The sequence below is a fragment of the Cupriavidus sp. SK-4 genome, assembly GCF_000611125.1.
In the GTDB taxonomy this organism is placed as follows: Bacteria; Pseudomonadota; Gammaproteobacteria; order Burkholderiales; family Burkholderiaceae; genus Cupriavidus; species Cupriavidus necator.
The window spans coordinates 58,447-72,698 of record NZ_JFJW01000055.1 but is presented as its reverse complement, the minus strand read 5'-3'; the positions used below and the strand labels follow the sequence as shown (position 1 = coordinate 72,698).

Genomic DNA, 14,252 nt, shown 5'->3' with positions numbered 1-14,252 from the left:
ACAAGCATGAATGGGAAACGCGGCTTGTCCCTGCCCCGGGGCCGCCACCCAGACGACAAGCCGGGGAAGGGGAATTCTTGAGGAGACACCGATGAAAGTGCACGTGAAGTTGGGGATGTCAGCCCTTGCCTGCGCGGCTGCGCTGGCTTGCGGGTCCGCCTGGGCGGGCGAGGCTGAGGCCAAGAAGTGGATCGACAATGAGTTCCAGCCCTCGTCGCTGGCCAAGGACAAGCAGCAGGCAGAAATGAAGTGGTTCATCGACGCCGCCGCCAAGCTCAAGGCCAAGGGCGTCACGCAGATCAGCGTCGTGTCCGAGACCATCACCACGCACGAGTACGAATCCAAGACGCTGGCCAAGGCATTCGAGGAGATCACCGGCATCAAGGTCAAGCACGACCTGATCCAGGAAGGCGACGTGGTCGAGAAGCTGCAGACCTCGATGCAGTCCGGCAAGTCCATCTACGACGGCTGGATCTCTGACTCTGACCTGATCGGCACGCACTACCGCTATGGCTCGATCCTGCCGCTTACCGACTATATGAACGGCGCCGGCAAGGAGTGGACCAACCCCGGGCTGGACGTGAAAGACTTTATCGGCACCAAGTTCACCACCGCGCCGGACGGCAAGCTGTACCAGCTGCCCGACCAGCAGTTTGCCAACCTGTACTGGTTCCGCGCCGACTGGTTCGCGCGCAAGGATCTGCAGGACAAGTTCAAGGCCAAGTACGGCTATGACCTGGGCGTGCCGACCAACTGGTCGGCCTATGAGGACATCGCCAACTTCTTCACCAACGACGTGAAGGAGCTCGACGGCAAGAAGGTCTATGGGCACATGGACTACGGCAAGAAGGACCCGTCGCTGGGCTGGCGCTTCACCGACGCCTGGCTGTCGATGGCCGGCACCGCCGACAAGGGCCTGCCCAACGGCATGCCGGTGGACGAGTGGGGCATCCGCGTGGCCGAGGACAAGTGCACGCCGGTCGGTGCCTCGGTGTCGCGCGGCGGTGCCACCAACAGCCCGGCGGCGGTCTATGCGCTGACCAAGTACATCGACTGGATGAAGAAGTACGCGCCGCCGCAGGCGATGGGCATGACCTTCTCCGAGGCCGGCCCGGTCCCCGCGCAAGGCCAGGTGGCGCAGCAGATCTTCTGGTACACCGCCTTCACCGCGGACATGACCAAGAAGGGCCTGCCGGTGGTCAACGCCGACGGCTCGCCCAAGTGGCGCATGGCGCCGTCCCCGTACGGCCCGTACTGGAAGCAGGGCATGCAGAACGGCTACCAGGACGTGGGCTCGTGGACCTTCTTCAAGAACACCGATCCCAACAAGCTGGCGGGCGCCTGGCTGTATGCGCAGTTCGTGACGTCCAAGACGGTCTCGCTGAAGAAGTCGCTGACCGGGCTGACCTTTATCCGCGACAGCGACATCCACCACGAGTACCTGACCAAGAACGCTGCCAAGTACGGTGGGCTGGTCGAGTTCTACCGCAGCCCCGCGCGCGTGGCCTGGACGCCGACTGGCACCAACGTCCCCGACTATCCGAAGCTGGCCCAGCTGTGGTGGAAGAACGTGGCCACCGCGGTGACCGGTGAGAAGACGCCGCAAGCCGCCATGGACACGCTGGCCGAAGAGATGGACCAGGTCATGGCGCGGCTGCAACGCGCCGGCATGAGCAACTGCGCGCCCAAGCTCAACCCGAAGGGAGATCCGGGCAAGTGGCTTTCGAACGACCATGCGCCGTGGCAGAAGCTGGCCAACGAAAAGCCGAAGGGCGAGACCATTCCTTACGACAAGCTGCTGCAGGCGTGGAAGGAAGGGAAGGTGCGCTGAGGCGCCGAGGCGTTGATGCTGCCGGCGACGGTTGAATGCCTTACGTGGTCAAGTCCGATGTTTCCGGTTGGGCCACTGCCGCCGCCTGCATCGCATAACGCGCCTTGCCATGCCGCTTGGCCTCGTACAGCGCCATGTCGGCGTGCATGAACAACTCGCTCGCGGTCATGGTGTGGCGCACGTCATGGATCGCCGAGCCGACGCTGGCCGAGGCCGCCAGCGTGTGACCGTCGATCACGAAGGGCATGCGCGCGGCCTGCACGATGGCGTTGGCGATGGACGCCATGGCCTGGCGGTCGGCAACGCCGTCCAGGATCACCGCAAACTCATCGCCGCCGATGCGCGCGACCGCGTCGCCCTTGCGCACGCACGCGCGCAGCCGCTGCGCAAAGGCGACCAGCAACTGGTCGCCCACCGGATGGCCAAAACTGTCGTTGACGCCCTTGAAGTCGTCCAGGTCCACCAGCAGCAGCGCCAGCGAGCGCCCGTCGGCGCTGGCGCGGGCCATGCATTCGGCCAGACGCCGGTCGAAACCCTTGCGGTTGAGCAGGCCGGTGAGGTAGTCGGAGATGGTCTGCGCTTCCAGGCTGCGCAGTTTTTCGCGCTCATGGGTGACGTTGCGCCCGAACATGTGCAGGCCAATGACGGTGTCCTGGGCATCGTTCCAGGCCGGCTGGCAGGTGATCTCCATGCATTCGGTGCCGTCGGCGCTTTCCCGCGTAAAGGTGACTGACTGCCCAGCCCGGGCTTGTTCCAGGTACGGCTGGCAGGCCAGGTATTCCTGGGTGCCCCACAGTTCGCGCAGCGACAGCCCCACGATCTGCTGCGCCGGCACGCCATACCGCTGCGCATAGGCCTGGTTGACGAAGACATAGCGCTGCTGCATGTCGATGAACGAGACAAAGTCCGGCACATGGTTGGCGATCGCCTCGATGCGCTTCTCGCTTTCGGCGGCGCGGTCCTTGGCCGCTTTCAGCGCGGCTTCGCGCTCCGACAGCTGCGCCACCACCTCGGCGAAGGTCGCGGCCAGTTCGCCGATCTCGTCGGCACGGCCGACGGGCAGGTCCGCCACCGCAGCCGGGTTGGTGCCGATCTGGCGCACGGCACGGTGCAGCCGCTGCAGCGGTTCAAGCAGCCGGCGCATGACCAGCCACATCATCGCGGCGGCAAGCAGCATGGTGATGGCGCCGATGACCAGGGTCCGTTGGCGCACCGCGAGCAGCGGCGCGTAGGCTTCGGCTGCCGGCAGGACCGCCACCAACTCCCAGCCGTTGGATGCCAGCAGATAGCGCGCCACGATCGGCTGCGTCGGCGTCAGGACTTCCAGGAAGGCGGGGGCGTGATCGGCGCCGCAGGTTTCGCCGATCGCGCGTGCGGGGCTCAGCACGCGGGCAACATCCGGGTGCATTGCATAGCGGGGATTGGTGCCGGCGGAAACCAGGCAGAAGCTGCCGGTGGTGCCCACGCGGCTGTGCGCAAGCTCGCGCAGGAAGTTGCTGTCCGCGAGGTTCAGGACGCCCCCGACCACGCCGCGCAGCTCGCCACCCGGCCCGTGCAGCGGCACTGCCAGCACCACGCCGGGGGCATTGGTCTGCTTGCCCTGGACCAGGTCCGACACCGCAAATGGCTGGCCTTGCTGGATATCGCGGAAATAGTCGCGGTCGTCCACGCGCAGGCGCACGCCATCCGGCACGGCGGTGCTGAACACCACGTGCCCGTCGGGCGCGGCCAGGAAGACGGCGTTGAAGGTCTCGGGCACTTCCACCAGGCCCTCCACGGCCCGGCGCAGCTCGGCCGGCCTTGCCGAAAGCATGGGGGAGAGCTGGCGTGCCACGCGCCGCAAGACGGTGGCGCGGCCCTGCAGCTTTTCATCGAGCTGCTCGGCCACCATCTTGACCAGCGTGTCCTGCTGCGTCTGCTGCAGGTTCTTCAGGCCGTCGTAGGCGTAGTACTGCGCGTAGAGCGCGCGCAGCACGATGATCAGCGTCACCACACCCGCCGTGGCGAACGCCATCCGGTACTTCAAAGAGTGCTGCATGATTGACTTGTTTCTTGTGCGCACTGACCCGTATTCTCGTCCCGGCGCATCATGTTGCCGACCCGAGATCCTGTCCGGGACGTGAAATCAAGATTAGCAGATGTCAAGATGAAATTCGCAACTGTTTGCAACCGCGTGCCAGGTTGCAAGCGCAACGTGCCTGCCGTGCTACAGGGAAGGGTGTGGCCGGTGGCGAGATCGCCACGCGCACTCATGCACCGATTCCGCCTTGGCATTAGCATGCGGGATGGCCCGCGATGTGGCGGGCCCGTCTCGCGGTCCCTGAATTTGCCGTTCCTGATTCCTTCCAGCCCAAACGCCAATGACTACACCGACTACGCTGCTCGACCTGGCCGGCGCCAGCCGCACCCCTTCCGCCTGGGATGCCGCCGTCCTGATCCTGATCGACCATCAACGCGAATACGTCGACGGCCGCCTGCCNAATCCGCCGCCGCCCCCCTGCCGCTGGCCGGCATGCCCGCGGCCGTGGCTGCCTGCGCGGAACTGCTGGCGCTGGCGCGCCGCCACGGCACGCCGGTGATCCATGTCGCGCACCACGGACGTCCGGGCAGCATGGCGTTCGACCCGACCGGGCCGTATGCCGCCTTTATCGAGGGGGTGGGGCCGCAGGCTGGTGAGATTACCGTCACCAAGGGCTTGCCCAACAGCTTCGCCGGCACCACCCTGGCCGACGAACTGGCCAGGCTCGGCCGCAAGGAGCTGATTGTGGCCGGCTTCCAGACGCATATGTGCGTAAGCGCCACGGTGCGCTCCGCGCTCGACCACGGCTATCGCAGCACCGTGGTGGCCGCTGCCTGCGCCACGCGCGACCTGCCTGACCCGCTGGGCGGCCCCGCCGTACCTGCGGCCGATCTCCACCGCAGCACGCTGGCCGCGTTGAATGACCGCTTCGCCACGGTCGTCGCGGACGCAGGGGCCTGGCACGGCTAACCAGCGACGGGCCAGGTGCGCACGCGCAGCACGGTATGGTCGCGCGGGCGCAGCGTCAATTCCAGTGCGGTCGGCACGCCCCGCCGCGTGATCGGCGCGGCAAAGCGCGCCATGTCCGCTGCCGCAGCGAGCCGCGTGCCGCAGCGGATCACCAGCCGCAGGATGTGCAGCGGCACGAACCGGTCTGGCTCGTGCATGTCCGCCAGCGCGGCCAGCGTGAAATGCAGCGGCTGCCGGGCCAGTGCGATGAAGCGCCCGCGCAGCCGCGCCAGCGTTGTCGCGGGCGCTGCCAGTCCTTCCCCCGCGGCGCCGCTGCGCGTCATGCCGCGCACGCGCGGCTGCCACAGCGTGCCGGCAACCAGCAACCGTGCGCGTCCCGCGCCATCTGCATCCACGCATGCATCGAGTGCCACGACCTGGCCCGTCAGGTCATAGGTGGACGCCACTGAGGCAAAGCTGCGGTGGTAGCCGATGATGCAATCCATGTCTTCGTCATAGACCGGCCGCGCATCGCGCGGCACGCGCGCGGAGCGCATCTCGAACCAGCCGGCACAGACCGGGTTGCGGCCGGTCCAGGGCAGGGCGGGTTCGGTTTCGGTCGCGGTAGGGAGGCAGGCGGATGGCAAGTCGTGCTCCGGTGCAGGTCGGAGCAGTCAAGGTAGCCGGCAGGTCAGTGGCCGGAAATGAGATAAGCCTTGTCGCCGGCAACGGAAAGGTTGCGTCGCGATGTGGCTGCGGCCTAGAAGCTCACGCCCAGAGAAAGGATCGCGACCTGGTCCGTCGAGCCCGGGTTGAACCAGTAGAAGCCCGCCGTGAACCTACGCACCGTGACCTGGAAAAAGCCGCCTCGCTGGAGTTCGCGGTCTCCCCCGTAGATCCGGGTACGTTGCGCGACCAGGCCCAGCCTCAGCCATTCGACCGGGCGGAAGCCAAGTTCGCTCCAGGCGTAGAGATAGCCCGGTTCCTCGCCGCGCGCGTCCAGGTATTCGGCTTCGATGTAGTAGTCGAACTTGCTCACTGCCACGCTGGCTTCAAGCCCGCCGATCAGGCCGTGGGTGGAGCCTCCCACGAAGCCAACGATGGGTGTCGCCTTGAACTGGATGGTTTCGCCGCCCGAGAAGGTCCAGCCGATGAAGGCTGACTGCGAGTGGACTGCCTCGTAGTTGCTTCTTGCCTCGAGGTGAAGCTGCTTCCTTTCCGCGATGAAGATGCCGGAGAGGTAGTCGCCGCTCTGGCGCGGCATGTTCCAGTAGCCTGTTGCCGAGAAGGTCCAGGGCGAGCCGGCCGCCTGCCCGGCGGCATCCGGCGCGGGCTGGGGCGGCTCCTGTGCCTGGACCGCGCCCGTGCCAAGGGCGGCGGCAAGCAGCAGGATCGCGCCTCGCATCTCAGCCCCCCAGCGCGATGATGGCGATGGTCATGACCACGCCCAGCGCCGTCATGGCTGCGCCAGTGACCCAGCCGCCAAAGCCGGCATAGTGGCCCAGCGCCCACCCGGCGGCGAACAGCATGGCCAGGGTCAGCCCGCGCGAGATCAGTAGCGCCAGTTTGACGTCGTCCAGCAGTACGAACGGCAGTGCGACCGGAAACGTGGTCAGCACAATGATAAAGAAGATGTGCACGGCACCCAGCAGGTCGGCCATGTTCAGGCGGGGGCGGGGCGGCAGCGCCGGGGCGGCGGTGAGCCGTGCCCGCATGGCTTCCAGTTCCTTGTCGGTGACCAGCGACTTCGTTGCGCGGGGCAGCGCATCGCGAATCAGGCCGATCGCAGTGGCCTGGTCGCCTGCATTCCTGACGGCAAGTGCCAGGGAGATCCGCTGGCCGCGGCTCGCCAGCGTACGGACCAGGAACATGACCGCGTCCACCATGCCCCAGGCCAGGTTGCAGCCCAGTGCGGCATGCAGCATGGTGCGGCTGGCATCCGGGCCGCCCGTGCCGCTCGACACCGCACCGACAAAAGTGAGCGCCATGAACAGGCCGAAGCACATCTCGGAGACGCGGTCCACTACGTCCAGCACCGGCTCCCGTGTCTGCGCATCCTCCGGCGGCACGGTCGCGCCGGCATGGATCGTCGTCCTGGGTGAATCGGGCATGGCGGACTCCCGAAAGCTGCGTCGATGATCGGATGGGCGATAGGGGCTGGCCCCGTGGGAGCGAGGGCGACTGTGCCTGCCTGGCCCGTCGTCCTGTGGACAAGTATGCGCGCCAGGCGCAAATATGCCAGGCCAGCTTTCCTTGATTGGCGTCGTGAACCACAGTTTTCCGGGGAGGGTAGAAAACCTGGGCAAACGCCGGGCAACAAAAAACCCAGAGAGCTTGCGCTGTCTGGGTTTCCTGGCAACTTAGGCAGTTGCTGGCCCTTTGTCTGGTGGGTGGTACAGGGATTGAACCTGTGACCCCTGCCGTGTGAAGGCAGTGCTCTACCGCTGAGCTAACCACCCCTGACTGCGTCGTCGTTGCCGTCGTGCAGCAGAGAAATGAGATTATGCAGAGGTCTCTGTATCTTGTAAAGCCCTTTTTGAATTTTTTGTCAGGCAGCCAGGCTTCCGGGTGCTTCCGCCGGGGCCTCCTGCCACACGGTCTTGCCGCCGCTGGCCTTGTCCAACCCCTTGAGCAGGGCGAGGTGGGCCTGTTGTTCTTCATCGGTGGCGCGCAGCACCGGCAGGGCAAGGCGCGACAGGTCGGCGCTGGCGACGGCGCCGTCTGCGCCCGCCGTGCTGTCGTGCATGTCGATCACCAGCGAATCCTGGCCGCGCGTCATGGCCAGATAGACCTCGGCCAGCAGCTCGGCATCTAGCAGGGCGCCGTGCAGCGTGCGGTGGGCGTTGCTGATGCCCAGGCGGTCGCACAGGGCGTCGAGCGAGTTGCGCTTGCCGGGGAACATCTGGCGGGCTTCGCGCAGGGTGTCGATCACATTGCCGGCATGCTGGCGGAACGGCGGCAGGCCCAGCAGCTGGAATTCCATGTCGAGGAAGCCCAGGTCGAACGGCGCGTTGTGGATGATCAGCTCGGCATCCTGGAGGAACTCGCGGATGTCGTTGACGACTTCGGCAAAGCGGGGCTTGTCGGCCAGGAACTCGACCGTGATGCCGTGCACGGCGATCGCGCCCTCGTCGATATCGCGTTCCGGGTTGACGTAGAAGTGCAGGTGGCGCCCCGTCAGGCGGCGGTTCATCAGCTCGACGCAGCCGATTTCGATCAGGCGGTCGCCGGTGGCGGCACTCAGGCCGGTGGTTTCGGTGTCGAGAACGATTTGTCGCATGGCGGGCATTCTAGCGGAGCGGCGCGGGCGCTCCGCGGTTTCTTGTTAGCGAAAGGGATCAGCGGCCGATCGATTCGACGCCGCGGTTGGCCAGCGCGTCGGCGCGCTCATTGCCGGGGTGGCCGTTGTGGCCGCGCACCCAGTGCCAGGAGATCTGGTGCGGCTGCGCCAGGGTGTCCAGCTCCTGCCACAGGTCGGCGTTCTTGACAGGCTTCTTGTCGGCGGTCTTCCAGCCGCGGGCCTTCCAGCCGGGCAGCCATTCGCTGATGCCCTTCTGGACATACTGCGAGTCGGTATAGACACGCACGACGCAGGGCCGCTTGAGCGCGCGCAGCGCTTCGATCACGGCGGTCATTTCCATGCGGTTGTTGGTGGTGTTGGGCTCGCCGCCGAACATTTCCTTCTCGCTGGTGCCGGCGACAAGCACCGCGCCCCAGCCGCCGCGGCCGGGATTGCCCTTGCAGGCGCCGTCGGAGTAGATCGTGACTTCTTGCATGTGATTCCATGATGGCCACCCGCCGGGCAGGTGGCGCTTTGAGGGCGAATTGGGTGAGAGCGCGGGCGCGCGCCGGCGTCAGCGCTCTTCGCCAGGGGTCTTGCCGTGGGTGCCGGTAGGCGTGGCCACGGGCGATGACACCGGAGCCAGCGCCGGCTTGCTCTTCCAGGCCGGGCCGACCAGGCGGATATTGCGCACGCGCTTGATCGCCGAGATCATATAGACCGCGCCGAAGATCGGCCACCAGCGGTCGCCGGCTTTTTCCATGAAGGCGGCGCGCTGCAGCCAGCGGTCGGTGCGGTAGGGCGGGCAGTAGCAGCCAAAGCGGCCGCGGATGATATCGAAGCCCAGCAGCTTGAGCCAGTCCTTGATGCGCACAAAGCCGATCTGCTGCGCGTCCGTCGGCAGGAAGGGCGTGGCGCCGAGCCGGTTCATGCCCTGGCGCGCCCCCCACAGGCTCATCGGGTTGAAGCAGGTGACCACCACGCGCCCCTCGGGCATCAGCACCCGCGAGACCTCGCGCAGCACTTCGTGCGGGTCTTCGGCGAATTCCAGGATGTGGGGCAGGGTGACCAGGTCGATGCTTTGCTCGTCGAAAGGCAGCTCGTCGAATCGGCACAGCAGCTGGCGCGCATCCGGATGTGCCGCGCGCGGCCCGTGCGGGCCGCTGGACGGGTCCAGCGCCAGCGCCGAGAACGGCATCCGGTTCTCGCGCAGGGTGTCGATGTAGGGCAGGCCCATCTGGACGGCGTGATAGCCGAAGATGTCGGTCACGATCCGGTCGTACTGCTGCGACTCCCAGCGCAGCATGTACTCGCCGGGCGGCGAGGCCAGCCAGTCTTCCCAGCTTACAATCGGATGATTGGGACGATTGGACATAGGAGCATGCGCATGTTGAAGGTTGAGGCGATCCCGGCGTTCCAGGATAACTATATCTGGGCCATCCACGACGGGCATAGCGCCGCCGTGGTCGATCCCGGCGAGGCCGCGCCGGTGGAGCGCTTCCTGGCGCAAAGCGGTCTGGCTCTGGGCGCTATTGTAATCACCCATCACCACGGCGATCACCAGGGCGGGGTCGCCGAGTTGCTGGCGGCGCACCCGCGCACGCTGTCGGGCGCGCCGATGCCGGTGCTGGGGCCGGCTGGCGAGCGCATTGGCGGGCGCACCCAGGCCCTGCGCGAAGGCGATGTCGTGACGCTGGAGACGCCGGCGCTGACGCTGCGCGTGCTGGACGTGCCCGGGCACACCGCCGGCCATATCGCCTATGTGGGCGACCTGGGCGAAGCCGGCCCGGCGGTCTTCTGCGGCGATACCCTGTTCGCCAGTGGCTGCGGGCGCCTGTTCGAAGGCACGCCGGCGCAGATGCTGGACTCGCTCGACAAGCTGGCCGCGCTGCCGGGCGATACCCGCGTCTATTGCGCGCACGAATATACGCGCAGCAATGTGCGCTTTGCGCGGGCGGTGGAGCCGGCCAATGCCGCGCTGGCGGCGTGGGAGCAGCGGGTCGACGCGCTGCGCGCGGCGGACCAGCCGACGCTGCCGACCACCATCGCCCATGAGCGCGAGGTCAATCCCTTCCTGCGCTCGCGCGAGCCCGCGGTGCGCGCGGCGGTGGCGGCGCAGGGCGGGGCCGCCACGGGCGATGCGCAGGCCTTCGGTGCGCTGCGCGGCTGGAAGGACAATTTCCGCTGAGCCCTGCCTGGCCTGCCGGGCCTTGCGCCGCAAGGCTTTCCGGCTGCCTACCGGATATTGGCTATATGGAAAATCTGATTGACGCGATACGCGGTTTTTTTTAGCATCACGCATCCTTTTGGCGTCACGATTCGAGAACTTAATGAAAATTGGTCGATTACTGGCGGTGGTCGCGTGCGCCACGCTGCTTGCAGCGTGCGCCAGCACCCCCACGCCGCCTGATGGCGCCAACGGCGCCGCGACCGCCCAGACCGCCAAGCGCCAGGACCCGCTCAACTCGCTCAGCGACAAATCGGCGCTTTCTTCCGCTTCCACAATCAATGTCGACCAGGGTGGCCTGGACTGGCTGCGCGGCCCCTCCAACGACATCTGGGACCGCATCCGGCGCGGCTTTGCCATGCAGGACCTGGAGGGCACGCTGGTCGATGACCGCACCCAGTGGTATGCGCAGCGGCCGGAATACATGGAACGGATGGTCGGGCGCTCAAGCCGCTACCTGTACCACATCGTAGAAGAGCTGGAACGGCGCAAGATGCCGACCGAGCTGGCACTGCTGCCGTTCGTCGAGAGCGCATTCAACCCGCAGGCGCAGTCCACCGCCAAGGCGGCCGGCATGTGGCAGTTCATCCCGAGCACCGGCAAGTCGTACAACCTGAAGCAGAACATGTTCCGCGACGAGCGCCGCGACGTGCTGGCCTCGACCGACGCCGCGCTGGACTACCTGGCACGGCTCTACGACATGTTCGGCGACTGGCACCTGGCGCTGGCGGCATACAACTGGGGCGAGGGCGCGGTGTCGCGCGCGATCGCACGCAACCAGGCGCGCGGGCTGCCGACCGACTATGCCAGCCTGCCCATGCCCAACGAGACACGCTACTACGTGCCGAAGCTGCAGGCGGTCAAGAACATCATCGCCAACCCCGCGGCGTATGGCGTCAGGCTGCCCGAGATCCCGGACCACCCGTACTTTGTCACGGTGACCACCTCGCGCGATATCGACGTGAACCTGGCGGCCAAGCTGGCGGACATGTCGGTGGAGGAGTTCAAGGCGCTCAACCCGTCGTTCAACCGGCCGGTGATCCTGGGCGCGTCCAACCCGCAGATCCTGCTGCCGTTCGATAACGCCGAGCGTTTCCAGTACAACCTGAACACCTACCGCGGCGGGTTGTCGAGCTGGTCGGCGGTGACGGTGGACAGCCGCGAGCGTATCGAGGCGCTGGCGGCACGGCTGAACGTCGACGCCGATACGCTGCGCGAGATCAACAGCATCCCGAAGGGCATGCGCCTGAAGGCCGGCTCGACCGTGATGATCCCGCGCTCGGGCCGTCACGACCAGGATATCAGCGCGACCCTGGCCGACAGCGCCATGCTGGCGATGGAGCCCGACTTGCCGGATGCGCGCCGCGTGGTGGTGCGTGCCAGCCGGCGGGACACCGTGGCCTCGGTGGCGCGGCGCTATGGCGTCTCGGCGGGGCAGGTGCAATCGTGGAACAAGCTCTCCGGCACCAAGCTGGTCGCCGGGCAGAGTCTGGTGCTGATGGTGCCGGTGCGCGGCGCCGGCGCGGTGCGGGCGGCGCGGGCCGAACAGGCTGACCGCGCCGAGCGCGCCGACCGTGCGGACCGTTCCGAGCGAAGCAGCAAGGGCGGCGTCGTGCGGGCCTCGGCCAAGGGCAAGACGGAGCCGCGCAAGCGCGTCACCGTCGAGGCCTCGTCGCGGCGCACGGCAGTCAAGGCGGCGCCGGCGCGCGTGGTGCGCGAGTCCAAGCCGGGGCCGACCGTCAAGGCGTCGGCCAAGGCCGGCACCAAGGGGGCCAAGGCCCGCTGACGAATGCTGGCGCCGGCTGGTCCGGCGCACTGCGCAAGAAGGGGCGATGCCGTCGGCACGCCCCTTTTTTCATGTGCCGGGCCCCGGGGTCCGCACGCCCCTCTCCGAATCTGTGTCCACGCGCACCCGCGCCGGTGGCAAACTACGGTCATCATCACAATGACCACAGACGCGGAGGAGACAGACATGACGGCAAGCCATGCCGTGCATGCCCGTTCGCTGGCCGACCCCGAGGGGTTCTGGGCCGAACAGGCGGCGCGCATCGACTGGGAAACCCCGTTCGGCCAGGTGCTCGACAACAGCCGTGCGCCCTTTACGCGCTGGTTCGTCGGCGGGCGCACCAACCTGTGCCATAACGCGGTCGACCGCCACCTGGCGGCCCGCGCCAGCCAGCCAGCGCTGCACTGGGTCTCGACCGAGACCGACCAGGCCCGCACCTTCACCTACGCCGAGCTGCACGACGAAGTCAGCCGCATGGCCGCGATCCTGCAGGGCCTGGGCGTGCAGAAGGGCGACCGCGTGCTGATCTACATGCCGATGATCCCGGAAGCCGCCTTTGCCATGCTGGCCTGCGCGCGCATCGGCGCGATCCATTCGGTGGTGTTCGGCGGCTTTGCCTCGGTCAGCCTGGCCGCGCGCATCGAGGATGCCCGGCCGCGCGTGGTGGTCAGCGCCGACGCCGGCTCGCGCGCCGGCAAGGTGGTGCCCTACAAGCCGCTGCTGGACGAGGCCATCCGGCTCTCCTCGCACCAGCCTGAGAAGGTGCTGCTGGTGGACCGGCAACTGGCGCAAATGCCCCGTACCGAGGGCCGCGATGAGGACTATGCCGCCTGGCGCGAGCGCGTGGCCGGCGTGCAGGTGCCGTGCGTGTGGCTGGAATCGAGCGAGCCGTCGTACGTGCTCTACACCTCCGGCACCACCGGCAAGCCCAAGGGCGTGCAGCGCGATACCGGCGGCTATGCGGTGGCGCTGGCCACCTCGATGGAGTACATCTTCTGCGGCAAGCCTGCCGACACCATGTTCACCGCGTCGGACATTGGCTGGGTGGTGGGGCATAGCTATATCGTCTATGGCCCGCTGCTGGCCGGCATGGCCACGCTGATGTATGAAGGCACGCCGATCCGCCCCGACGGCGGCATCNCGCCCCGACGGCGGCATCCTGTGGCGGCTGGTGGAGCAATACCAGGTCAACCTGATGTTCAGCGCGCCGACCGCGATCCGCGTGCTGAAGAAGCAGGACCCAGCCTGGCTGACCCGCTACGACCTGTCCAGCCTGCGCCTGCTGTTCCTGGCCGGCGAGCCGCTGGACGAGCCCACCGCGCGCTGGATCCAGGACGGCCTGGGCAAGCCGGTGGTCGACAACTACTGGCAGACCGAATCCGGCTGGCCGATCCTCGCGATCCAGCGCGGCATCGAGGCGCTGCCGCCCAAGCTGGGCTCGCCCGGCGTGCCCGCCTATGGCTATGACCTGAAGATCGTCGACGAGAACACCGGCGCGGAATGCCCGCCGGGGCAGAAGGGCGTGGTCGCCATCGACGGCCCGCTGCCGCCGGGATGCATGAGCACGGTCTGGGGCGACGACGACCGCTTCGTGCGCACCTACTGGCAGGCGGTGCCGAACCGGCTGTGCTATTCGACCTTCGACTGGGGCGTGCGCGACGCCGACGGCTATGTCTTTATCCTGGGCCGCACCGACGACGTGATCAACGTGGCCGGCCACCGGCTGGGCACCCGCGAGATCGAGGAAAGCCTGTCGTCCAGCGCCGCCGTGGCCGAGGTGGCGGTGGTGGGCGTGCAGGACGCGCTCAAGGGGCAGGTGGCGATGGCCTTCTGCATCGCCCGCGATCCGGCGCGCACGGCCACGGCCGAAGCGCGGCTGGCCTTGGAGGGCGAACTGATGAAGACGGTGGAGCAGCAACTGGGTGCCGTGGCGCGGCCGGCGCGCGTATTCTTTGTCAATGCGTTGCCCAAGACCCGCTCCGGCAAGTTGCTGCGGCGCGCCATGCAGGCAGTGGCCGAAGGGCGCGACCCGGGCGACCTGACTACGATCGAGGATCCGGGTGCACTGGAACAGTTGCAGGCAGCGCTGAAAGGCTAGATGGCGGGCTGAGGGGTGGCGATGCGGGTGCCTTGCGGCGCACTCCGCATTCCACCCTTGCC

The 14,252-nt window shown here is 67.3% G+C and carries 10 protein-coding genes, 1 tRNA gene and 2 pseudogenes; 5 read left to right on the top strand and 8 right to left on the bottom strand.

All coding sequences use genetic code 11. From position 1 onward, the window contains the following. The first annotated feature begins 103 nt into the window (after positions 1 to 103). Entirely contained in the window at positions 104 to 1,831 is a 1,728-nt protein-coding gene (locus CF68_RS10595; protein ID WP_035818491.1) for an ABC transporter substrate-binding protein, read from the top strand. Between the two features lie 40 nt (positions 1,832 to 1,871). On the opposite strand, the gene CF68_RS10590 is transcribed toward CF68_RS10595, so the two are convergent. Next, positions 1,872 to 3,869, bottom strand: a complete 1,998-nt coding sequence (locus tag CF68_RS10590; protein WP_235205731.1) for a diguanylate cyclase domain-containing protein — start codon at positions 3,867 to 3,869, stop codon at positions 1,872 to 1,874. 322 nt (positions 3,870 to 4,191) lie between these two features. On the opposite strand from CF68_RS10590, the pseudogene CF68_RS10585 reads away from it, so the two are divergent. After that, positions 4,192 to 4,820: pseudogene (locus CF68_RS10585) on the top strand (cysteine hydrolase family protein). Here CF68_RS10585 and CF68_RS10580 read toward each other — a convergent pair. The 7 genes from CF68_RS10580 to CF68_RS10550 all read right to left on the bottom strand — a co-directional run bounded on the left by CF68_RS10580 (position 4,817) and on the right by CF68_RS10550 (position 9,454). Beyond that, entirely contained in the window at positions 4,817 to 5,446 is a 630-nt protein-coding gene (locus tag CF68_RS10580; RefSeq protein WP_035818266.1) for a hypothetical protein, read from the bottom strand. The pseudogene CF68_RS10585 and the gene CF68_RS10580 sit on opposite strands and share 4 nt — an antisense overlap. A gap of 113 nt (positions 5,447 to 5,559) precedes the next feature. Beyond that, positions 5,560 to 6,204: a hypothetical protein gene (locus CF68_RS10575; protein ID WP_035818264.1), complete on the bottom strand. Its 645-nt coding sequence runs from the start codon at positions 6,202 to 6,204 to the stop codon at positions 5,560 to 5,562. A gap of 1 nt (position 6,205) precedes the next feature. Continuing rightward, on the bottom strand, positions 6,206 to 6,910 hold the full coding sequence (locus tag CF68_RS10570; RefSeq protein WP_035818262.1) for a membrane protein: 705 nt from the start codon (positions 6,908 to 6,910) through the stop codon (positions 6,206 to 6,208). Between the two features lie 273 nt (positions 6,911 to 7,183). Next, positions 7,184 to 7,258 (bottom strand) — tRNA-Val (locus CF68_RS10565). A gap of 89 nt (positions 7,259 to 7,347) precedes the next feature. Beyond that, positions 7,348 to 8,088, bottom strand: coding sequence for a DNA polymerase III subunit epsilon (gene dnaQ / locus CF68_RS10560; RefSeq protein ID WP_084187178.1), 741 nt, complete (start codon positions 8,086 to 8,088; stop codon positions 7,348 to 7,350). 49 nt (positions 8,089 to 8,137) lie between these two features. Continuing rightward, the gene (gene rnhA / locus CF68_RS10555) at positions 8,138 to 8,575 is read right to left on the bottom strand and encodes a ribonuclease HI (RefSeq protein ID WP_010814334.1); all 438 of its coding nucleotides are present in this window, start codon (positions 8,573 to 8,575) and stop codon (positions 8,138 to 8,140) included. A 78-nt stretch (positions 8,576 to 8,653) separates the two neighbouring features. Then, entirely contained in the window at positions 8,654 to 9,454 is an 801-nt protein-coding gene (locus tag CF68_RS10550) for a class I SAM-dependent methyltransferase (RefSeq protein ID WP_035818257.1), read from the bottom strand. Between the two features lie 12 nt (positions 9,455 to 9,466). Here CF68_RS10550 and gloB point away from each other — a divergent pair, with 12 nt between their 5' ends. From gloB to CF68_RS39155, 3 genes and pseudogenes are all read left to right on the top strand, one after another. Beyond that, positions 9,467 to 10,267 (top strand): hydroxyacylglutathione hydrolase, encoded by an 801-nt coding sequence (gloB, locus tag CF68_RS10545; RefSeq protein WP_035818255.1) that lies wholly within the window; start codon positions 9,467 to 9,469, stop codon positions 10,265 to 10,267. 142 nt (positions 10,268 to 10,409) lie between these two features. Next, positions 10,410 to 12,092 carry a transglycosylase SLT domain-containing protein gene (locus CF68_RS10540; protein WP_035818252.1) on the top strand — a complete coding sequence of 561 codons (1,683 nt, stop codon included), beginning with the start codon at positions 10,410 to 10,412 and terminating at the stop codon, positions 12,090 to 12,092. 186 nt (positions 12,093 to 12,278) lie between these two features. Then, a pseudogene (locus CF68_RS39155) lies at positions 12,279 to 14,190 on the top strand (propionate--CoA ligase). Positions 14,191 to 14,252 lie beyond the last annotated feature (62 nt).